The organism is Methylobacterium sp. UNC300MFChir4.1, assembly GCF_900110155.1.
Taxonomy (GTDB): Bacteria; Pseudomonadota; Alphaproteobacteria; order Rhizobiales; family Beijerinckiaceae; genus Methylobacterium.
The window spans coordinates 35,039-53,336 of the sequence record NZ_FOCS01000020.1; the positions used below are offsets into that span (position 1 = coordinate 35,039).

The 18,298-nt window shown below is 72.3% G+C and carries 21 protein-coding genes; 11 read left to right on the forward strand and 10 right to left on the reverse strand.

Annotated elements, in window-relative coordinates; genetic code table 11:
* Positions 1-90 precede the first annotated feature (90 nt).
* Positions 91-537, forward strand: coding sequence for a hypothetical protein (locus BMY19_RS22775; RefSeq protein ID WP_100253029.1), 447 nt, complete (start codon positions 91-93; stop codon positions 535-537).
* On the opposite strand, the gene BMY19_RS22780 is transcribed toward BMY19_RS22775, so the two are convergent.
* The gene (locus BMY19_RS22780; protein ID WP_100253030.1) at positions 522-854 is read right to left on the reverse strand and encodes a hypothetical protein; all 333 of its coding nucleotides are present in this window, start codon (positions 852-854) and stop codon (positions 522-524) included. The genes BMY19_RS22775 and BMY19_RS22780 overlap by 16 nt on opposite strands.
* 64 nt (positions 855-918) lie before the next feature.
* Here BMY19_RS22780 and BMY19_RS22785 point away from each other — a divergent pair, with 64 nt between their 5' ends.
* The 3 genes from BMY19_RS22785 (at position 919) to BMY19_RS22795 (ending at position 2,572) form a co-directional block, all read left to right on the forward strand.
* Entirely contained in the window at positions 919-1,260 is a 342-nt protein-coding gene (locus tag BMY19_RS22785; RefSeq protein ID WP_100253031.1) for a hypothetical protein, read from the forward strand.
* Between the two features lie 185 nt (positions 1,261-1,445).
* Complete coding sequence (locus BMY19_RS22790; protein WP_100253032.1) at positions 1,446-2,294, forward strand: methyltransferase domain-containing protein; 849 nt, start codon at positions 1,446-1,448, stop codon at positions 2,292-2,294.
* Positions 2,295-2,359: 65 nt separating this feature from the next.
* Positions 2,360-2,572, forward strand: coding sequence for a hypothetical protein (locus BMY19_RS22795; protein WP_100253033.1), 213 nt, complete (start codon positions 2,360-2,362; stop codon positions 2,570-2,572).
* A gap of 24 nt (positions 2,573-2,596) precedes the next feature.
* Here BMY19_RS22795 and BMY19_RS22800 read toward each other — a convergent pair whose 3' ends face one another.
* The 5 genes from BMY19_RS22800 to BMY19_RS22820 all read right to left on the reverse strand — a co-directional run bounded on the left by BMY19_RS22800 (position 2,597) and on the right by BMY19_RS22820 (position 5,811).
* Positions 2,597-2,872 (reverse strand): hypothetical protein, encoded by a 276-nt coding sequence (locus BMY19_RS22800; RefSeq protein ID WP_053621787.1) that lies wholly within the window; start codon positions 2,870-2,872, stop codon positions 2,597-2,599.
* 71 nt (positions 2,873-2,943) lie between these two features.
* Complete coding sequence (locus tag BMY19_RS22805) at positions 2,944-3,237, reverse strand: hypothetical protein (RefSeq protein WP_020094713.1); 294 nt, start codon at positions 3,235-3,237, stop codon at positions 2,944-2,946.
* A 246-nt stretch (positions 3,238-3,483) separates the two neighbouring features.
* Positions 3,484-4,221, reverse strand: coding sequence for a sensor histidine kinase (locus BMY19_RS22810; RefSeq protein ID WP_100253034.1), 738 nt, complete (start codon positions 4,219-4,221; stop codon positions 3,484-3,486).
* A gap of 224 nt (positions 4,222-4,445) precedes the next feature.
* Positions 4,446-4,817 carry a response regulator transcription factor gene (locus tag BMY19_RS22815; protein WP_056526640.1) on the reverse strand — a complete coding sequence of 124 codons (372 nt, stop codon included), beginning with the start codon at positions 4,815-4,817 and terminating at the stop codon, positions 4,446-4,448.
* A 331-nt stretch (positions 4,818-5,148) separates the two neighbouring features.
* Positions 5,149-5,811, reverse strand: coding sequence for a response regulator transcription factor (locus BMY19_RS22820; protein ID WP_056526642.1), 663 nt, complete (start codon positions 5,809-5,811; stop codon positions 5,149-5,151).
* Positions 5,812-6,140: 329 nt separating this feature from the next.
* Here BMY19_RS22820 and BMY19_RS22825 point away from each other — a divergent pair, with 329 nt between their 5' ends.
* Positions 6,141-8,687, forward strand: a complete 2,547-nt coding sequence (locus BMY19_RS22825; RefSeq protein WP_100253035.1) for an MFS transporter — start codon at positions 6,141-6,143, stop codon at positions 8,685-8,687.
* A gap of 3 nt (positions 8,688-8,690) precedes the next feature.
* On the opposite strand, the gene BMY19_RS22830 is transcribed toward BMY19_RS22825, so the two are convergent.
* The gene (locus tag BMY19_RS22830; RefSeq protein ID WP_100253036.1) at positions 8,691-10,073 is read right to left on the reverse strand and encodes a mercuric reductase; all 1,383 of its coding nucleotides are present in this window, start codon (positions 10,071-10,073) and stop codon (positions 8,691-8,693) included.
* A gap of 600 nt (positions 10,074-10,673) precedes the next feature.
* Between BMY19_RS22830 and BMY19_RS22835 the strand changes: the two genes are divergently transcribed.
* The 3 genes from BMY19_RS22835 (at position 10,674) to BMY19_RS22845 (ending at position 14,781) form a co-directional block, all read left to right on the forward strand.
* Positions 10,674-11,120 carry a (2Fe-2S)-binding protein gene (locus BMY19_RS22835; RefSeq protein ID WP_020094719.1) on the forward strand — a complete coding sequence of 149 codons (447 nt, stop codon included), beginning with the start codon at positions 10,674-10,676 and terminating at the stop codon, positions 11,118-11,120.
* An 11-nt stretch (positions 11,121-11,131) separates the two neighbouring features.
* Positions 11,132-13,378, forward strand: coding sequence for a xanthine dehydrogenase family protein molybdopterin-binding subunit (locus tag BMY19_RS22840; protein ID WP_100253037.1), 2,247 nt, complete (start codon positions 11,132-11,134; stop codon positions 13,376-13,378).
* A 152-nt stretch (positions 13,379-13,530) separates the two neighbouring features.
* The gene (locus BMY19_RS22845) at positions 13,531-14,781 is read left to right on the forward strand and encodes a sensor histidine kinase (protein ID WP_100253038.1); all 1,251 of its coding nucleotides are present in this window, start codon (positions 13,531-13,533) and stop codon (positions 14,779-14,781) included.
* Between the two features lie 68 nt (positions 14,782-14,849).
* Here the strand turns inward: BMY19_RS22845 and BMY19_RS22850 are convergent, their stop codons facing one another.
* The gene (locus tag BMY19_RS22850) at positions 14,850-15,665 is read right to left on the reverse strand and encodes an SDR family NAD(P)-dependent oxidoreductase (RefSeq protein ID WP_100253039.1); all 816 of its coding nucleotides are present in this window, start codon (positions 15,663-15,665) and stop codon (positions 14,850-14,852) included.
* A gap of 408 nt (positions 15,666-16,073) precedes the next feature.
* On the opposite strand from BMY19_RS22850, the gene BMY19_RS22855 reads away from it, so the two are divergent.
* Both BMY19_RS22855 and BMY19_RS22860 read left to right on the forward strand, forming a co-directional pair.
* Entirely contained in the window at positions 16,074-16,328 is a 255-nt protein-coding gene (locus BMY19_RS22855; RefSeq protein ID WP_020094723.1) for a hypothetical protein, read from the forward strand.
* 32 nt (positions 16,329-16,360) lie between these two features.
* Positions 16,361-16,603, forward strand: coding sequence for a hypothetical protein (locus BMY19_RS22860; RefSeq protein WP_020094724.1), 243 nt, complete (start codon positions 16,361-16,363; stop codon positions 16,601-16,603).
* On the opposite strand, the gene BMY19_RS22865 is transcribed toward BMY19_RS22860, so the two are convergent.
* Together BMY19_RS22865 and BMY19_RS22870 are read right to left on the reverse strand one after the other, a co-directional pair.
* Positions 16,600-16,830 (reverse strand): helix-turn-helix domain-containing protein, encoded by a 231-nt coding sequence (locus BMY19_RS22865; protein WP_056526661.1) that lies wholly within the window; start codon positions 16,828-16,830, stop codon positions 16,600-16,602. The genes BMY19_RS22860 and BMY19_RS22865 overlap by 4 nt on opposite strands.
* A gap of 400 nt (positions 16,831-17,230) precedes the next feature.
* Entirely contained in the window at positions 17,231-17,548 is a 318-nt protein-coding gene (locus BMY19_RS22870; protein WP_091928387.1) for a hypothetical protein, read from the reverse strand.
* 518 nt (positions 17,549-18,066) lie between these two features.
* Between BMY19_RS22870 and BMY19_RS22875 the strand changes: the two genes are divergently transcribed.
* Positions 18,067-18,297 carry a hypothetical protein gene (locus BMY19_RS22875; RefSeq protein ID WP_020094727.1) on the forward strand — a complete coding sequence of 77 codons (231 nt, stop codon included), beginning with the start codon at positions 18,067-18,069 and terminating at the stop codon, positions 18,295-18,297.
* The last annotated feature ends 1 nt before the right edge of the window (position 18,298 follow it).

Consider the following 18,298-nt stretch of genomic DNA (forward strand, 5'->3'; position numbering starts at 1 on the left):
CGCGGCCCGGCCGCCCTCTCCCGCGAGGTGACCGGAGCCTCCGGAGAGCCTAGACTCGCCCCCGATCGCGGCGCGCGCAGGAGGAAGCCGATGCGGGTTCAGGCGATGACGATCCCGGCCGCGGCCGGGCCCGCGACGCGCGGCACCCCACGGGCGCGCCTGCTGCTCGCCGCGCTGACGATCCTCGCGCTTCCGCTGGCCTTCGTCGCGGCCGCGCGGATCCCCGCGGCGCCCGTCGATCCCGACCTCGTGCGGGTGATCCGCTTCATGGCACTGCTCAAGGGCGGCTTCGCCCTGGCGGCGCTGGCCGGCTGCTTCTGGCGTCTCGGCCAGCCCGCCGGGTGGCGGAGCGCCGTCTACGTGGCCGGACCGCCGCTCATGGCGCTTGGGGCGGGCGGCCTGTGGTCCCTGCGCGATCCCGGGCTGGCGGCGCTCGGCCTGCATCTCGGCCTGTTCGCGGTCCTGGCGGCGGCGCTGACCGACCGCGAGGCCCTGCCCGACCGGCTCCGCGCCGCGCGTCGTCAGATCGTCTCGTAGGCGAACAGGACCGAGATCAGAGTCAGGCCGGTCAGCCCGATGACGAAGCAGATGTCGGCGCAGCGCTCCAGGGTGACCGAGAGATCGCCGCCGTCGTCCAGGCGGATCGACAGGTAGGACGCGATCGCGCTGACCAGGAACAGGATCGCCGTCAGGGCGGCGGCCTCGTCGACGTGGCTCGGCCCGATCCAGCCCTCGGCGATCTTCACGAGGCCGATCAGCGTGGTGCAGACGCCGACCATCGTGCCGGCATTGGGGAGGATGTGGCGCGACAGGCTATCCTCGCCGGACCCGGTGCCCTTCCGCCTTTCGGCCATGCGCTCCTCGTACAGCTCCGCTCCGGCCGATGCCCCCCTGATACCGCGCCCGTGGAGGTTCGTCATGAAGCGCCCACTCACCACCAACTTCTCCGCACCGCCGCCGGAGCGTGCCCACCCGCCCGAGCCGGCGCCCGCGGCGGCCTCGTGGCGCGACGTCGCCCCGTTCGCGGCCGCCCTGATCGCCACCTTGGAGGCGATCGAGGCCGGGCAGAAGGCCGGGCCGGCGATGCGGGCGCACCGCTCCGCCATGCGCCGCCAGGGCGAGGCGGCCGCCGCGCTCGGCGGATCCGAGGCGCTGGAGGCCGTGCTCGACCAAGTCGCGGACGCCGACGCGGCCCGGGCCGAGCGGCGCCTCGCGCTCGTGCGCGAGGCCTGGGTGGGTCTGCCCGGGGGAGGGGCGTGAGGCGTCCTGCCGGCTCGCCGAATCGGGCTGGCGGCAGATCCGGGACGCAGTGCGCCGTTGGGGCAGCGCGCCGACGCGCCACGATCCGAATTCGGGCCGCCGCGTAAAGATTTGATACAGGATCTCGGATAAATTCGGGGCTGGCCACACCGCGTCAGCTCGAGATCGCTCGTCGGGAATTTGTGATGGACGACCAGGACAAGCAATTTATCACGCAGCAGATCCTCGACGTCGGCCGCCAGCTCTATGCCGCCCTCGACAGCAAGATCATGACGGCTCACGCGCAGCAGCTGGCGCAGATGCAAGATGTCCGGCGCCTCGCCGTGATTCAGCTCGCGCCGAAGAACGATTTCTGCCTCGTGACGGATCATCCGATCGCCTACGAGAGCAACGATCACACGGTTCCGCGCGGAACTAAGGATGACAATACGCGCAATCAGCGGTTCTGCCACGCGATCGAGAGCCATTTCGGCCGAAAGGTCAGGGCCCTGGACCTCGGCTGCGCGGGGGGCGGCCTCGTCTTCGATTTCCTCATCCGGGGCAACGCGGCATTCGGAATCGAGGGGAGCGATTACTCCCTTCGCGCGCAGCGCGCCGAGTGGTCCATCATCCCGGACTATCTGAAGACCTGCGATATTACCAAGCCGTTCGCTCTGATGGATCAGAGGTCAGGGACGAAAGCGAAATTTGACGTCATCACGATGTGGGAGGTCCTCGAGCACATCGAGGAATCGCTGCTTCCTCAGCTGTTCGCGAACGTGAAATCCCATTTGGCGGACGGCGGTCTTTTCGTGGGCTCCGCCGCGACATACGACGATGTCGCCAACGGCGTGAGCTACCATCCGACGGTCAAGCCGGAGACGTGGTGGCGCGAGCTTGTCCGGCAGCACGGGCTGGAATTTGTCCCGATGACCATGTTTCAGTTCAAGGATTTCTGCCGAGGCTCCGGCAACGAGAACGCGTTTTACGACGCCGATTTCAGCAAGAATCCCGAGCTCGGCTTCCACTTCGTGATGAAGCACCGCTCCGCTTGAGGCGGGGCTTCCGAGCTCGACCGGTCGGGCGCCGCAGGCTTGAGCGGTCCGCCCGCGCGCCCCACATGGACGGGAGCGACAGCGCGGGGCCGACCATGTACGACCTCATCCACACCCTCCGCCTCTGGCTCTGGCGCCGCCGAGTGCGGGCCGTGGCGCGGGAGTGCCGGGTGTCCGGGACCAGCGACGGCGACTGGATCGCCGCCACCGTCGCGGCCTCCGCGACGAGTTCGGGTCCGGGCGCGCCGGTCTCGTACGTGAGCGGCACCGGCCTGTAGCGGATCCCGCTCGGCCGGGCGCGGTCAGCCTTCCGGAGACGGCTCGGCGGCGGCGGCACCCGGCTCGGGCGCCGGGCCGGTGTCGAGGGTGCCGCTGTGGACCAGGGCGCCGGCCCAGGCGCCCGCGATGATCCGGACCTGCTCGATGGCCTCGGCGCGGGTGAAGGGCCTGTCACCACCTCCCGAACGGCCCTCGTCCCAGTAGACGTAGCCGGTGCGCCGGCCGCCGGCATCCTCGACGCAGGCGGCGTTCTCGAGGACGCAGATCCGGAGCGGGAGCTTGAGACCGAGTGTGGGCATAGGGCCCATATAGGGCGCCGATCCCGCGGGAAGTCGGCGCGCCCGCCGCGTGACGGTCGGTCTCAGGTGTCTCAGGTGGGTTTCGCCGCGTCGAGCGCCTGCTCCAGGTGCGTCACGACCTCGTCGCCCTTGGGCGGCGGCTCGGCCTCCTCGACCCGTCGGGCGACTTCCATGACGAGGTAGGTCACCGACGGCGGCCAAGCCACGCCGTTATCCAGGAGCATCCGGGCGGCGCTTACCAGCATCCGGAACTGGTCCGGCGGGATCGTGGTCCCGGCCTCGTGCTGCGCGAGGATGTGATCGGCGATCGCGGCCGCAAGGCCGGCAACTTCGGCCATCTTGTTGGGCGGATCACCAGCCGTCATGTCAGGTCGCGCTCCGTCTGCGAAAGCACGGTGCGGAGCATCCGTCGCCTCTTCGGGGTCTCAGGCCGACACGGTTCCACAAGCAACCCTGGCGAGCAAGCCGTGTGGCCGCGGCTCGCCTGCGTAGCCGTGGACGCCGCCGATTTCGGCGGCCTGCGCGCGCGGTCCGGGCGTTTCGCGGCCTGCGGTACCGGGACGGCGGACCTGCTCCGCGGCGGCGGTGCCGTCGGGATCGTCCCAGGGCGTCTACGCGGATGCCGGACGGTGGCGGGGCGCGGTCACGCCGAAGACCGAGCCTCGGTCGCGCCGGGATCGCACGGCGACCGGGTGATCGAGCGCCGCGGCGGTTTGCCGGACGATATGAAGGCCGAGCCCGAGACCGGCCCCGTCCCGGCGTCCGGCGCGGTCGAAGGCGTCGAAGATGCCCGCCAGCCGTTCGGGCGCGATGCCGGGACCGCCGTCGTGCACTTCGATCGCCACGCGCCCCTGCCGGCGGCGGCATCCGACGACGACGCGGCCGCCCGGGCCCGCATACTTCACGGCGTTCCCGACGAGGTTGCGCAGGATGGTCGTCAGCATGGCGACCTCGCTCGTGACCGTCAGCGCCGTGGCGCAGACCCGGACACGCACCCCGACCGCGTCGGCGTAGGGTGCCCATTCGGCCGCCACCGCCTCCAAGAGCGGGGCGACCGCGACGGGACCGAGCCGGGGCGCCACGCTGCCGGCCTGGGAGGAGCGGGCCAGATCGTCGAGCTCGCGGCCGAGCCGCACCAGCGCGTCGCTGGCGAGGCCGAGCCGGGCCGCGGCCCGGGGACCGACGCCCTCCGAGACCGCGCGGTCGATGGCCATGAGGGCCACCTGCAGGGGTTGCTTCAGGTCGTGTCCGGCCACGGCGAGCAGCCGGGCCATGGCGCTGCGGGCGGTCTCCGCGCGCAGCAGGGCCTCGTCGGGCGCCGCACCCGGGCTCGCCATCGTCAGTCCCATCCCCGCCTCCTCGTCCGGCCCGCCGACGGCGCGCCGCTTCCATGGCGCGACCTTGGACCGTGGCCGTTCGCGCCGGAATCATACGGAGGTTTGATGTCCTAACCGGACCGGCCTCGGATCGGCGTGCCAGCGGCGCACGCGCGCGATGCCGGTCCGGAGCCGGCCGGCGATCCCGTCACGGATGGAAAGGCCCTGGAGTCAGGCACTGGAGTCAGGCCCTGGCGTCAGGCCCCGATCGTCTCTTCCAGGCAGCGGATCAGTTCGTCGGCCACGAGCGGCTTGCGCAGGAGATCGCGGGCGCCGCCGGCGAGCGCCCGGCGCCGGAGTGCGTCGTCGGTCAGCGCGGTCATCATGATGACCGGCAGGGCAGGGCGCTGCTCCCGGACGCGGTCCTGCAATTCGATGCCGCTGATCCCTGGCATGTTCACGTCCGTCAGCAGGCACGACACGTCGCTGCCGGCCATCGCGGCCAGGAAGGCCTCGCCCGAGTTGAAGGCCCGCGCGTCGTAGCCCAACGCCTCGAGGAAGCTGGACGTCGCGTCCAGAACCGCCTCGTCGTCGTCCACGACCGCGACCGCTTTCTTCCCGACCGGCACGAATCTCCCTCCGGAGCCTCTCGAAGGCGCATCGATCCCACCTCTGTGGGCCGGCGGCGGCTCCGACGAAATTATACGATGGTTTGATGCGCGCGACGGACTCACATCCCGATGAACCGAGTCCTGCCACAGCAACGCAGGACCTGGGGCGTCGCGACGCGACCCGGTAGACATGGATTTCACAAGTTGAGGCAGGACTTCTTCGCCGATCCCCGATCCGATCGCCGCGACGAATCTGTCCAGTGCGGGTGCCAACGCGGCGATGTCCGGCATCGTTCCGCGCCGATCGGCCCGGGACGGGTCTGCGGGAGAGACGGGGAGATGGTCCGGCTCAGACGGCCGCCCGGGCCTTGAGCAGCTCGGTCTTGCGCACGAGGTCGGCCACGGAGCCGGCCGCCATCTTCCGCATGACGTTGCCCCGGTGGATCTTGACCGTGATCTCGCTGATGCCGAGGGCGTGGGCGATCTGCTTGTTGAGCAGCCCCTTGACGACCTGTGCCATCACCTCGGCCTCCCGCGCCGTCAGGGTCGCGGCCAGCGCCTCGAGCTCGGCGACCCCCGCGCTCGAGGCCCGCCGGGTCCTGTCTCGCTCGATCGCGACCGCGATGGCGTCGAGCATGTCCTGATCGCGGAACGGCTTGGTCAGGAAATCGAGCGCGCCCGCCTTCATGGCCTGGACGGTCATGGGGATGTCGCCGTGGCCGGTCATGAAGATGATCGGCATGCGGTTGCCCATCGCGGCGAGCTTCGCCTGCAGGTCGAGGCCGCTGGATCCCGGCAGCCGCACATCGAGGATCAGGCAGCCCGGGCGGTCCGGCAGCGTCGCCGCGAGGAGGTCGCGCGTCGCGCCGTAGGCGAGGGTGTCGAGCCCGACGGAGTGCAGAAGGTCCTGCAGACCTTCGCGGACGCCCTCGTCGTCCTCGACGATGACCACCAGCGGTGAGGCCGTGTCGGCGCCGGGCTTCGCCGCGCCACCCCGGACGTTGCCTGACATCGTGATCGACGAGTCCCCGCGCGCCTCTGACAGGCTGCCCGCACGGGCAGTGCTTACAGGTTGTATCCGCGCCCGATCAAGCCGACCCTTTTGTGGACGGCGCGGACCGCCGGCACGGGTCGCCGGCACGGGTCGCCCCGAATGGCCGCTCGCCGGACCGCTCCCGACCCGCCTATCGACTCGCGGCCAAGCTTGTGGCTATGAGCGGTTGCACTGTCCCCGGGACTGGCTCAACCTCCGGCGAGGTCAGCGCCTTCCGGCCCAGGATTCGCGGCCGCCCGCCTCCTCCGGCCGCGCCCGTCCGACAGGCTGTGCAGCGAGGCGCGGAGATGAGTGCGGTGGGCGACGCGCGTCCCAGGCAGACGACGGCGCGGGTCCTCCTCGCGAGCCTGATCGGCACGACGGTCGAGTTCTACGACTTCTACATCTACGCCACGGCGGCGAGCCTGATCTTCGGGCCGCTGTTCTTCCCGGCGGCGCTGCAATCGGCGGAGCTGATCAGCGCCTACGCGAGCTTCGGCCTCGCCTTCGTGGCCCGGCCGATCGGCGGCGCGGTCTTCGGGCATTTCGGCGACCGGATCGGGCGCAAGGCGACGCTGGTCGCCTCGCTCCTGCTGATGGGGCTCACGACCTCGGCCATCGGGCTGCTGCCCACCTTCGCGCTGGCCGGCTGGCTCGCCCCCGTCCTGCTCTGCCTCCTCCGGTTCGGGCAGGGCCTGGCGCTCGGCGGCGAGTGGAGCGGGGCCGCCCTGCTGGCGCTGGAGAACGCCCCGCCGGGCTGGCGCGCCCGCTACGCGATGTTCGCGCCGCTCGGGGCGCCCCTCGGCTTCTTCGTGGCCAACGGCCTGTTCCTCGTCCTGACCCTGACCCTCAGCGCGGAGCAGTTCGCGGACTGGGGCTGGCGGGTGCCCTTCCTGCTCAGCGTGCCCCTGGTCTGGCTCGGGCTCTGGGTCCGCACCAATCTCGGCGAGACCGAGGAGTTCGCCGCCGCCGTGAAGGACGCGCAGCCCCCGCGCGTCCCCCTCGTCGCCCTGATGCGCGACCATGCCGGGCAGGTCGTCGCCGGGATGTTCGGCGTCGTCGCGTGCTTCTCCCTGTTCTGGACCGCCACCGCCTTCGCGCTCGGCTACGGCACGACGACGCTGGGCTACTCCCGGGCCTCGTTCCTGACGGTCGAGCTCGGCGCGATCCTGTTCATGGCCGCCGCCATCGTCGTCGCGAGCTGGCTGTCGGACCGGCTCGACCCGGCCCGGGTGCTGATCGTCGGCTGCGCCGGGACCATCGTGTCGGGGATCCTGCTGGCGCCGATGCTCGGCAGCGGCTCCCTCGCGACCATCTTCGCCTTCCTGGCCTTCGCCCTGTGGGTGATGGGCTTCGTCAACGGGCCGCTCGGCGCGTGGCTGCCGAGCCTGTTCCCGCCGCAGGTGCGCTACACGGGAACCTCCGTGGCGTTCAACGTCGGCGGCATCATCGGCGGCGCCTTCTCGCCGATGATCGCCCAGGCGCTGGCCGCGCAGAGCGGCCTGACCGCGGTCGGCTTCTACCTCGCGCTGACCGGCGGGATCAGCCTCATCGCCTTCGACACGAGCGCCCGGCGGCGGGCGCTGGACGCGCTCGCCCGGAGCGAGCGCCGCTACCGCGCGCTGTTCGAGCAGAGCCACGTCGCGCTGTGCGAGGTCGATCTCTCCGAGGCGCAGGCCCACCTCGCCGAGGCGCGGGCCGCCGGCGCCCTCGGGCCCGACCTCCGCGGGCAGGCCGACGCCGCGCTCGTCGCCGCGCTCGTCGCCGAATGCGCCCGGCGGATCGCGCTGGTCGACGTCAACGACGCGACGGTGCGGCTCCTCGGCTGCGGCTCCCGCGAGGCGGTGCTCGGCTCGATGAGCCGCTTCCTCCCGCCGGGCAACGACCTCGTCCTGCCGCTCCTGCAGCGGATCGACCGGGCGGGCGGCCGCTTCGAGGCCCAGGGCCGCCTGATCCGCGCCGACGGGCGGGAGGTGACCGCGATCCTCGTCGTGGCGCTGCCGGACGACGAGGCGGCCCTCGACCGGGTTGCCTGCGCGATGATCGACGTGACCGAGCGGGAGCGCGCCAAGGAGGCCCTGCTCGCGGCCCAGGCCGAGCTCGCCCGCGCGGGCCGGGTCTCGACCGTCGGGGCGATCTCCGCCTCCATCGCCCACGAGGTCAACCAGCCGATCGGCGCCATGGTGATGAGCGCCGAGGCCTGCCTGCGCTGGCTGCGGCGCGAGACGCCGGACCTCGAGGCGGCCGCGCGGGCGGCCGAGCGCGCCGTCCGCGACGGCATGCGGGCGAGCCGGATCGTGCAGCGGACGCGCGAGCAGCTCCGCCGCGACCGCAGCCAGCCCGAGATCCTCGACCTGGGCTCCCTCCTGGCGGAGGTCGCGACCCTCCTCGACCGGGAGATCCTGGCGGCCGGGGCGACGGTGCGGACGGTGATCGCCGCGACCGAGGCGCGCGTCCTGGCCGACCGCGTCGAGCTGCAGCAGGTCGTGGTCAATCTCGTGACGAACGGCCTGCACGCCGTGCGCGACCTGCCCGAGCCCCGCCGCGCGCTGCGGATCGCGCTGACCGCCCCCGCGCCGGGCCGGCTGCGGATCGCGGTCGTCGACAGCGGCACCGGCATCGATCCGGAGCAGTTGCCCAGGCTGTTCAGCCCGTTCTTCACTACGAAGCGCGACGGGATGGGCATCGGCCTCGCGATCTGCCGGACCATCGTCGAGTCCCATGGCGGCACGCTGACCGGCGGGAACAACGACGGGCCGGGCGCGACCTTCGCGGTCGAGCTGCCGGCGGCCGAGCCGGGCGGGGCGGGCGGCGCCGCGGCCGAGCCCGCCGCCGTCGCCGGCGCCGCCGGCTGAGCCTCAGCGGGCGGGGACGGCCGCGAACAGGCTGTTCAGCCCCTCCGCGGTGGTCGGGTGGGCGAGGATCGCGTCGCGCAACGCCGTGTAGGGCAGGCCGGCGAGCATGGCGACCTGGACCGCGGCCATGACCTCGCCGGCCTCCGCGCCGAGCATCGTGAAGCCGAGGATGCGGTCGTCCGGGCCGATGACGGCCTTCATGAACCCCTCGGTCTGCCCGGTCGTCCGCGTGCGCAGCACGGCCGCCATCGGCAGCCGCGCCACCCGGACGGCGTGACCGTCGGCCCGCGCCTCCGTCTCGGTCGACCCGACCCGCGCCAGCGGCGGGTCGGTGAATAGGCAGGACGGCATCAACCGGCCCGCGGTCGAGCGCGGGATCCCCGCCAGCGTGTCGCGGATCACGCGGAAATCGTCCGCGGAGGCGTGGGTGAAGGCCGGGCTGCCCGCGCACTCGCCGATGGCCCAGACGCCCGGCGCGCTCGTCCGGAGGTGGTCGTCGACCTCGATGACGCCCCGCTCGGTGAGCGCCACGCCCGCGCGGTCGAGACCGATCTCGTCGGTGTTCGGCGCGCGCCCCGCCGCGACGAGGATGTGGCTCGCGGCGATGACCGCCTCACCGGCGCCGCCGCGCACGGTGATCTCCACGGCCTCGCCCGAGCGGCCGCGCACGCGCACCACCTCCGTGCCGGTGCGGATCGCCAGCCCCTCGGCCTCGAGGAGCTGCGCGAGGGCGGACGCCACGTCCGGATCCTCGCGGCCCGCGATCCGGGGCCCGTGCTCGATCACCGTCACCGCGCTGCCGAACCGGCGGTAGGCCTGGGCCAGTTCGAGGCCCACGTAGCCGCCGCCGAGGACGACGAGGTGGGCGGGCACGGCGTCGAGTTCGAGCGCCTCGATATGGGTGAGCGGCCCGGCCTCGCGCAGGCCCGGGACGTCCGGGATGGTCGCGCGGGTGCCGAGATTCAGGAAGATCTGCTCGGCCGTCAGCGCGCGCGAGCCGCCCGCGTTCAGCGCGACCGTGAGCGCTCTGGGGCCCGTGAAGCGGGCCGTTCCCATGACGAGCTCCGCGCCGCTCTCGCGGTAGCGGTCGAGGTGCATGTCGATGAGGTCGCGGACCATCGCCCGCTTGCGCGCGACCACCCGGCCCATATCCACCGCGACCGGTCCGGTCTCGATGCCGTACCGGTCGGCCCGCCGGGCGCGGTGGGCGATCTCGGCGCTCCAGATCTCGTTCTTGCTCGGCAGGCAGTTGGTGTTGGGGCAGGAGCCCCCGATCCAGCGGCGCTCGATCACCGCGACCCTCTGGCCGGCCTTGGCGAGGTGCCACGCCAGGAACTTGCCGCCCTCGCCGCTGCCGATCACGAGGGCATCGTAGTGGTCGTCCATGGTATTTCCTCCGCGATCCCGAGATCTGCGGAACACGTAGAGACCTCACGACCGGACGGATATCATGCGTCGGTATGATAGACCGGTCCCGACCGCCCGGCGCGCAGGTTTCGTGCGCATCGAGTCTCGGATGATCCGACCGAAACCTCGGCCTGACCGAGCCGGATCGGCCCGCCACGGCAGCTCCGTCCATCGCTGACGGGCGATCGCCCGTTCCGGTCGGCGCCTCTGCAGGCCCGCCTGCCGCAATCCCGCGCCCTCCGCTTCGAAGGCTCGGATCCCTGAACACGCGGGTTCGCCGCGGCCGCGGCCCGGGCGCGTGACCGGCCGCCCGAGCCCCCCGCGAAGCTTTCAGGGCCGAGACCCGGGGCGCTGGACTGTCCTTGGCCGGCCCTGATCCCGGGGGCGGGCCGCGGAGGGGCACCGTTTCGGGTGACGACCCCTAACCTTCGTATGATTCCGCGCGACCGGGGGCGGCGGTACCTCTCGCGACACGGCACACGATCCGGACCGCGCCTTCGCCCGTCCCCGAAGACACGTCGCCCGGCCGGTTCGCACGCCGAGACACGTCGCGGCGTCCCCATCCCACGAGGTCGAACGATGGTCCAGCTCACGATCAATGCGCGTCGCTACACGGTGGACGCGGAACCGGACACGCCGCTGCTGTTCGTCCTGCGCGACAGCCTCGGGCTGACCGGCACGAAGTACGGCTGCGGCATCGGGCAGTGCGGCGCCTGCACGGTGCTGCTCGATGGCGCGGCGACCCGCTCCTGCCAGATCCCCCTGGAGAGCGTCGGCGACCAAGCCATCACGACGATCGAGGCGATCGAGCAGGACCCGGTCGGTGCCCGGGTCGTGGCCGCCTGGGTCGGCATCGAGGTGCCCCAGTGCGGCTACTGCCAGTCCGGTCAGGTCATGGCCGCTACGAGCCTGCTCAAGCAGACCCCGAAGCCGACCGAGGCCGACATCGCCGGCGCCATGACCAACCTGTGCCGGTGCGGAACCTACAACGCCATCGCCGCCGCCGTGCGGCAGGCCGCGGCCTGAGGAGGCGCACGATGACCGACCTCACGCCCCTCCGCCGCGCCGACCGTCGCGAGCCGGTCCGCAACCTCTCCCGCCGCGGCTTCCTGGGGGCCGCCTCGGGCGCGCTGTTCCTCGGAATCGGCCTCCGGCTCGCGCCGGCCGCCGCCCAGACCCGCGCCGAAGGCCCGGCGGCCGTCGCGCCGAAACCCGGGACCCGCGTGACGGCCTTCCTGGAGATCCGCCCCGACGACACCGTGCGCCTGCTCAGCCCCTTCGTGGAGGGCGGCCAGGGCATCAACACCGGCCTCGCCCAGACGATCGGCGAGGAGCTCGACCTCGACCCGGCGCGCTTCGCGGTGGAATGCGCCCCGCCCGGTCCCGACTACGCGGTCGTCAACGGCCTGCGGATGACCGGCGGATCCTTCTCCACCCGCTCCAGCTTCGAGGCCATGCGCCGCCTCGGCGCCACCGCTCGCGAGATGCTCCTGCGGGCGGCGGCCGCCGAGCTCGCCGTGCCGCAGGCCAGCCTGACCACCGAGAACGGGCGCGTGATCCACGCCGCCTCCGGCCGGAGCCTCGGCTACGGCGCGCTGGCCGCCGCGGCGCTGGCGCTGCAGCCGCGGGACGACGTCGCCCTGAAGGATCCGAAGGATTTCCGCTGGATCGGCAAGCCGGTGGCGCGCCTCGACATGCGCGACAAGTCCACCGGCCGGGCCGTCTACAGCATCGATATCCGGCTCGACGGCATGGTCCACGCCGCGATCCGGCACGCGCCGCATCTCGGCACCGAGCCGGAGGCGATCGCCAACGCCGCGGAGGTCCGGGCGATGCCGGGCGTCCAGGCGGTCGAGCGCCTGCCGGGCGCGGTGGCGGTGGTGGCCGACACGTGGTGGCGGGCCCGCAGGGCCGTCGAGGCCCTGCAGGTGACCTGGACCCGGCCGGCGCCCGACGGCGTCGCCACCGTCTCGGCGGGCTTCTCCTCGGCGGCGATGCTGGCGGCCCTCCGGGACGCGGCCGGCCCCGGCGTTCCGGCCGAGCAGGCGGGCGACCCGGACGCCGCCTTCGCGGGCGCGGCCAAGGTGGTGGAGGCGGCGTACGACGCCCCCTACCTCGCCCACGCGCAGCTCGAGCCGCCCTCGGCGGTGGCGCGCTTCGCCCCCGACGGCAGCCTCGACCTCTGGGTGCCGAACCAGATGCCGGAGCTGTTCCAGCAGGTCGCCGCCAAGACGGCCGGGCTGCAGCCGGATCAGGTCCGGATCCACTCGCCGATGCTCGGCGGCTTCTTCGGGCGCCACTTCCACTACGGGCCGGCGAGCCCGTTCCCGCAGGCGATCCTGCTCGCCAAGGCGGCGGGCAAGCCGGTGCGGGTTCTGTGGTCGCGGGAGGAGGAGTTCGGCATGGACGCCGTCCGCCCCCTGAGCTTCGCCCGGTTCAGGGCGGCGCTCGGTCCGGACGGGATGCCGGTGGCGCTGGAGACCACCGCGGTGGGGGAGGGCCCGATCGGGCGCTGGTTCGGCGCGCTGTTCAAGGGGCCGGTGGATTCCTCGGTGGTGGAGGGCCTCGACCGGAAGCCCTACGCGATCCCGAACCGGCGGCTCACCTACGTGAAGGTGCCGCACCCGGTGACGATCGCGTTCTGGCGCTCGGTCGGGCACTCGATGAACGATTACTTCTACGAGAGCTTCCTCGACGAGATCGCGCAGGCCGGCGGCCAGGACCCGTTCGCCCTCCGGATGACGCTCCTGAGGGACAGCGCCCGCCACCGCACCCTGCTGCAGGCGGTGGCCGACCTCGCGGGCGGCTGGACGCGCGGGCCGTTCCGGGCACAGGACGGCACGCGGCGGGCGCGGGGCGTGTCGATGGCCTCGCCGTTCGGGTCGGAGACGGCGACGATCGCCGAGGTTTCGCTCGAGAACGGCGAGGCCCGGGTGCACGATCTCTGGATCGCCATCGATCCGGGCCGCGTGGTCAACCCGGCGATCGTGAAGCGCCAGGTCGAGAGCGCGGCGGCGCTCGGCCTCTCGTCGACGCTGCTGGAGCAGGTCGTCTACGAGAACGGGGAGCGGCAGGCCCGGAACTTCGACGCCTACCCGATCCTCGACCGGGAGCGGATGCCGCGGGTGCACGTGGCGATCGTCGAGAGCGGGGCGCCGATGGGCGGCATCGGCGAGCCCGGCCTGCCCGGCGTGCCGCCGGCGGTGGTCAACGCGGTCGCGGCGCTGACCGGCCGACGCCTGCGCAGCCTGCCCCTGGCCAAGGAGACCCTCTCGGGGACCTGACGCCGATCGATGACCCCGGGCGATAACCCAGGGCGACGCCCCGCGGGTCAGCCCCCGAAAGTCCCGCGTCCCGACTGGAAGCGGGATTTTCGGATGCCGTATAGCGGGGGCGCGGCGGGCCTGAATCGGGGCCGGCCCCGGGAACCGCCGACATGAGCAACGGTCTGACGCCGACGGCCGACCGGATCGTCGTGGCCAGCGAGGCCGACTGGAACGACGCGTGGTACCTCGTCTGCATGAAGGTCTCGACGATCGGCTTCGTCGTCGTCGATGCCCGCGAGCGGGTCGCCACCCTCGACGCGCTGCGGGCGGCCGGAATCACCGACATCGCCGCCCACCTCGACGCCCATCCGGACGTGGCCGACCGCCTGCGGCACGGGATGGTCATCCTCGACGTCAACGAGGCGGCGGTGCGGATGTTCGGCGCGGGCGGCCGCGCGGACATGATCGGGCAGCGCACGCAGCGCTTCTTCGACCCGCTCTGCACCGCCCAGGTCAATTCCGCCCGGGCCTTCGCGGCGGGCGCGACCTCGTTCCAGCAGCAGGCGCACAGCGTCCGGCTCGACGGATCGCGCTTCGAGACGCTGTTCTGCGTGGTCCCGCGTGCGGACGGCGCCACCTCCGGCCTGTGGCTCGCCTCCTTCGTGGACATCACCGAGCACGTCGCGCGGCAGATGTCGCTGGAGGTGCTGCGCGACGAGCTGGCCCACGTCTCCCGGATCTCGACGCTGGGCGAGCTGTCGGCGTCGATCGCGCACGAGCTCGGGCAGCCCCTGTCGTCGATCGGCATGACCGCCGGGGCGATGCTGCGCCTGCTCGATCGCGCGGACCTCGACCGCGACCTGCTCCGGCGGCAATGCCAGCGCATCGTCGATCAGGTCACGCGGGCCGGGGACATCATCGATCGCACCCGCCGCATGGCCGCCAAGCGGGACAGCGTCCGCGCGCCCGTCGCCGTGGCGGAGGTCCTGGCCGAGGCCGCGCGGTTCGTGGCGCACGACCTGAACCGCACCGAGATCAGGCTCACCGTCGCCCCGGCGGCCGCGGCCGCGCAGGTCCTCGCGGACCGGATCCAGCTGCAGCAGGTCTTCGTCAACCTGCTGATGAACGCCATCCAGATCCATCGGCAGGCGCGGACCCCCGGGCCCGAGATCGCGGTCGAGACCGTCTGCCGGGACGGGTCGATCACGGTCGACGTCGTCGATAACGGGCCGGGCCTCGATCCCGTCACCGTCGACCGGCTGTTCGACGGCTTCTTCACGACGCGGGCCGAGGGGCTCGGCCTCGGTCTCCGGATCTGCCGGACCATCGTGGCGGCCCATGGCGGCTCGATCGACGCGAGGCCCCGCGACGGGGCGCCGGGCGCCCGCTTCTCGGTGTGCCTGCCGCTCGCCCGGTCCTGACCGGGCGGCCGCGGGAAGCGGGCAGGGAGCGGGCAGGGTCGCCCCGGCCGGGACGCCCCCCGAGGGCCTCAGGCGGCGTCGGCGCGCGCGGTCCGGTACCGGCTCGCCGGCGTCGCCGCGCCGAGCTGGGCAGCGAGTTCGAGGCGCGCGGCGTCCAGCGCGGACCAGGCCGCACCGTTCTCCAGGGGTGGGATCGTGACGACCTCGCCGGCATCGAACCCCGCGAGCGCGGCCGCGACCAGGTCGGACGGCGTCATGACGATGCTGGCCGGGAGGTTCCGGTGGCCGCCGACGCCGGCCACGGTCCAGAACTCGGTGGCCGTCGCGCCGGGCAGGACCGCCTGGATCCGGACGCCCCTGGGGGCGAGTTCGTGCTGCAGCGCCTGCGTGAAGGCGAGAACGTAGGCCTTGCTCGCCCCGTAGACGCCGTTGAGCAGTTCGGGATTGAGGGCGACGGTCGAGGCGACGTTGATGATCGCCCCGTGCCCCCGCGCGACGAAGGCCGGCGCCGCCGCGTAGGCGAGGCGCGTCACGGCCGTGACGTTCACGCCGATCATGCGCTCCATCTCGTCCGGATCCGCCTGGAGCAGCGGGGCCGCCGAGCCGAAGCCGGCGTTGTTGACCAGGAGGGTGATCGCCGGGTCGCTCCGCAGCCGGTCCTCGACGCGCCGGAGACCGGCACGGTCGTTGACGTCCGCCGCGAGCGCCTCGACGGTGCGGCCCGAGGCGCCGCGCACCGTCTCGGCGACCGCCTCCAGGCGATCCGCGTTCCGGGCGGTCAGGATGAGATCGTGGCCGCGCGCGGCGAGCTGTTCGGCATAGATCGCACCGATCCCGCCCGAAGCGCCGGTGATCAGAGCAGTTCCCTTGGTACGTTCCGTCATGACAACTCTCCGTCTGTGCTGCTGAATGACGGAAAGCGTAGCGATCGCGACGGAGGCTTACATTTATACGGATGCGGGGCGACGCCATACCTTGGTATGACCCGGCCGGCATGCCCAAAGGCCGTCGGGCAGGCGCGGGGAAGCCGGTGCGGCGCCGGCCCGCTGACGGAATCGGCGCCCGAGATCCGCCGCGCGTCGATCCGGGAGAGGTGCACCCGCGGCCTCGCCATGCTAGAACGAAAGCGGAACAGATCATACGGGCGGGCCGGGCACAATCTGCGGGAGAGATTTTTCTTCCGGCCCCGTGGACGCGTGTGGATACGGCTCGAAAACTCCTGTCGTGGCGCGCCCTTGGGCGGCCCGTGCGGTCTGTGGAGAACCTGTGACGAACCGGGGTGCAGGACGACGATGGCGATGAGGACGGCGTTCGTGGTGCAGCCCTTCGAGCTGCACCGGAAGCGGCTGCGGCCGGCCCGGCAGGAGCCTGCGCAGACCGAGAGCGGGGCGGTGAAGAAGGCCGAGAACATGGCCAGGCGGATGCCGGGCGCGGCGGCGCTGAAGGTGGTAGCCGACGACGAGACCGGCGAGCTGGAGGGCGTCACGATCCTCGGCCAGTGGGGCGAGATCCCCGACGATTTCGCCGAGAGCCTGCAGGGCGCCTAGGCCACAGATCACCAGCGGGGCGGGAGAGCGCCATGTCGGCGGTTCGGCGGGTCGGGAACTTCCTCCAGGTGCAGGACGGCGACGGCTGCCGGCACCTGCTGCGCGTGACGAGCGTCCAGGCGCTGAGCGACACGGACCTGATGCGCAACGAGACGTTCATCACCGCGGCGGGGCGGACGATCCGGGTGACGCAGCCGCTCGACGAGATCGTGGACCTCGTGGCGCCGGGCGAGCGGACGGCGCCGGGGCCGCAGGAGGAGCCGTGGCCGTTCTAGCCGCGGGAGATCATCCCGCGCGCCATCTGCAGCAGCAAGCGGCGGTCCGACAGGGTGAGCGCGTGCCAGACGCGCAGCAAATCCCCCGTCATGTCGATCGCGGCGAGCGCCTCGGATTCGTCGAGGAAAGCGTCTTCGGGCACGCCGAGGGCGTGCGCGATCTGCCGGAGCATCGATCTCTTGTCGTTCGGCCCGAACTTTCCACCCTCGAATTCCGGATCCGCCAAATCAATCTCCGACGGACGCGCGGCGGCGTCGCTTTAAATCTACAGTATCTTTATAACGTGAGAGTGCGAACACCGCATCGATGAATCGGAAATAAATTTTACCGGTACGTTGATACCAATTACTTGGTCGCCGATAATTATCTTAGATTGAAAGCAGAACCTGAATTAGACACAGCGATCGAAATTTGATGGCCCGCAACAGATTTGCTCGGCATCTGAATTGAACGCGGCGCGGGATCATCTCTCCCCGGCGACAGGCGGTCCCGGGCCGCGGGTCAACGGTGCGATGGTCCCGTGCCTGCGCGCCGCCGCCCGCCGCGTTGCGGGCGGTGGGACGGTCCACTTGTCCCGCCCCGATCCGGCACGGGGCGGGACGGATCCTCAGGACGGGGTCCGGCGATCAGCTGCCGCCGCTGCCATCCCCGCTCCCCTTGCCGACCTGGGGTACGCCGCGCTCCGGCTGGCCGGCATTCCCGCCGGCGGCCGAATCCGTCGTGATGGTCGTCGCCCCCGTCCCGGTGGGCGCGACGACGGCGGTGCTGCCCGGACCGCTGTTCTGGCTGCCGCCGGGAACGACGACGGTTCCGGCCGGGGTGCCCGGCGTCACCGGCTGCGCTGGTCCGGGTTGCCGAATCGGTGCGGGACCGGTGCTGGTCTGCGCCGAACCGGGCGACGCCGCGACCAGCGCGAAGATGGCGAAGAGGGCATGACGCATCATGTGCTCCTTGGCATCTCGGCCCTGACAGTGCCTCACGCACGGGCCTCCGTGCCCGAACGCGGGAGCGCGGACCCGGTTTCCGATACCCGTCGTCGTCGTGCGCCGCCGATCGTCGTGCCCGGCCGCGCCCGGCGCGCAGAGTCTCGCCCGGGAGCGGCGCGCCAACCCTCCGGATCGGCGCACGAAAAGGCCCCGCGCGGCGCTGCCGGCGGGGCCGAAGGTGGGTCTGCCTTGGGAGGATGCAGAGGCAGATGCTTAGCCGGCGTTGCGCCGCCGCAGCACCGGCGACACGACATGCCGGCCCCGCAGGGACCGCCGGTCACGGCGGCGTCAGGCTTGCATGCCGAGCCGGCCCCACCCCGTGCGGTGGACGGCCGGGACCGCGGCGCGGCGCCGAAGGTCCGGCCATCCTTGGATAACCATGTCGACCGCCGGCTTGTGGACGCCGCGGCAGCGTCGTCGACAGCGTCATCGACAGCGTCCTGCTGCTGTGGTGCTGATCGGCGGCGAGGAGTCCCATGAAGCACATCATCGTTCTGGCCATCGCGGCCACGGCCCTGACGGCCTGCAACGCGGCGAACCGGCCCGGCCGCGGCGAGCTCTTCATGAGCGAGGCCGACGTCGCCGCGAAGGACGACGCGATCTGCCGGGGCTACGGCGCCGAGCCGGGAACGCCGGAATACGTGCAGTGTCGGGGAACCCAGGACCAGCGGCGCGACGCGGCCCAGGCGCCCCGCCGCAGCGGCTGAG

Coding starts and splice junctions, on each gene's coding strand:
- BMY19_RS22845 (WP_100253038.1), top strand. CDS start 13,531: ATGAGCAACGGTCTGACGCCGACGGCCGACCGGATCGTCGTGGCCAGC.
- BMY19_RS22870 (WP_091928387.1), bottom strand. CDS start 17,548: ATGATGCGTCATGCCCTCTTCGCCATCTTCGCGCTGGTCGCGGCGTCG.
- BMY19_RS22820 (WP_056526642.1), bottom strand. CDS start 5,811: ATGTCAGGCAACGTCCGGGGTGGCGCGGCGAAGCCCGGCGCCGACACG.
- BMY19_RS22850 (WP_100253039.1), bottom strand. CDS start 15,665: ATGACGGAACGTACCAAGGGAACTGCTCTGATCACCGGCGCTTCGGGC.
- BMY19_RS22810 (WP_100253034.1), bottom strand. CDS start 4,221: ATGGGACTGACGATGGCGAGCCCGGGTGCGGCGCCCGACGAGGCCCTG.
- BMY19_RS22790 (WP_100253032.1), top strand. CDS start 1,446: ATGGACGACCAGGACAAGCAATTTATCACGCAGCAGATCCTCGACGTC.
- BMY19_RS22835 (WP_020094719.1), top strand. CDS start 10,674: ATGGTCCAGCTCACGATCAATGCGCGTCGCTACACGGTGGACGCGGAA.
- BMY19_RS22840 (WP_100253037.1), top strand. CDS start 11,132: ATGACCGACCTCACGCCCCTCCGCCGCGCCGACCGTCGCGAGCCGGTC.
- BMY19_RS22855 (WP_020094723.1), top strand. CDS start 16,074: ATGGCGATGAGGACGGCGTTCGTGGTGCAGCCCTTCGAGCTGCACCGG.
- BMY19_RS22860 (WP_020094724.1), top strand. CDS start 16,361: ATGTCGGCGGTTCGGCGGGTCGGGAACTTCCTCCAGGTGCAGGACGGC.
- BMY19_RS22830 (WP_100253036.1), bottom strand. CDS start 10,073: ATGGACGACCACTACGATGCCCTCGTGATCGGCAGCGGCGAGGGCGGC.
- BMY19_RS22800 (WP_053621787.1), bottom strand. CDS start 2,872: ATGCCCACACTCGGTCTCAAGCTCCCGCTCCGGATCTGCGTCCTCGAG.
- BMY19_RS22825 (WP_100253035.1), top strand. CDS start 6,141: ATGAGTGCGGTGGGCGACGCGCGTCCCAGGCAGACGACGGCGCGGGTC.
- BMY19_RS22875 (WP_020094727.1), top strand. CDS start 18,067: ATGAAGCACATCATCGTTCTGGCCATCGCGGCCACGGCCCTGACGGCC.
- BMY19_RS22780 (WP_100253030.1), bottom strand. CDS start 854: ATGGCCGAAAGGCGGAAGGGCACCGGGTCCGGCGAGGATAGCCTGTCG.
- BMY19_RS22785 (WP_100253031.1), top strand. CDS start 919: ATGAAGCGCCCACTCACCACCAACTTCTCCGCACCGCCGCCGGAGCGT.
- BMY19_RS22795 (WP_100253033.1), top strand. CDS start 2,360: ATGGACGGGAGCGACAGCGCGGGGCCGACCATGTACGACCTCATCCAC.
- BMY19_RS22775 (WP_100253029.1), top strand. CDS start 91: ATGCGGGTTCAGGCGATGACGATCCCGGCCGCGGCCGGGCCCGCGACG.
- BMY19_RS22805 (WP_020094713.1), bottom strand. CDS start 3,237: ATGACGGCTGGTGATCCGCCCAACAAGATGGCCGAAGTTGCCGGCCTT.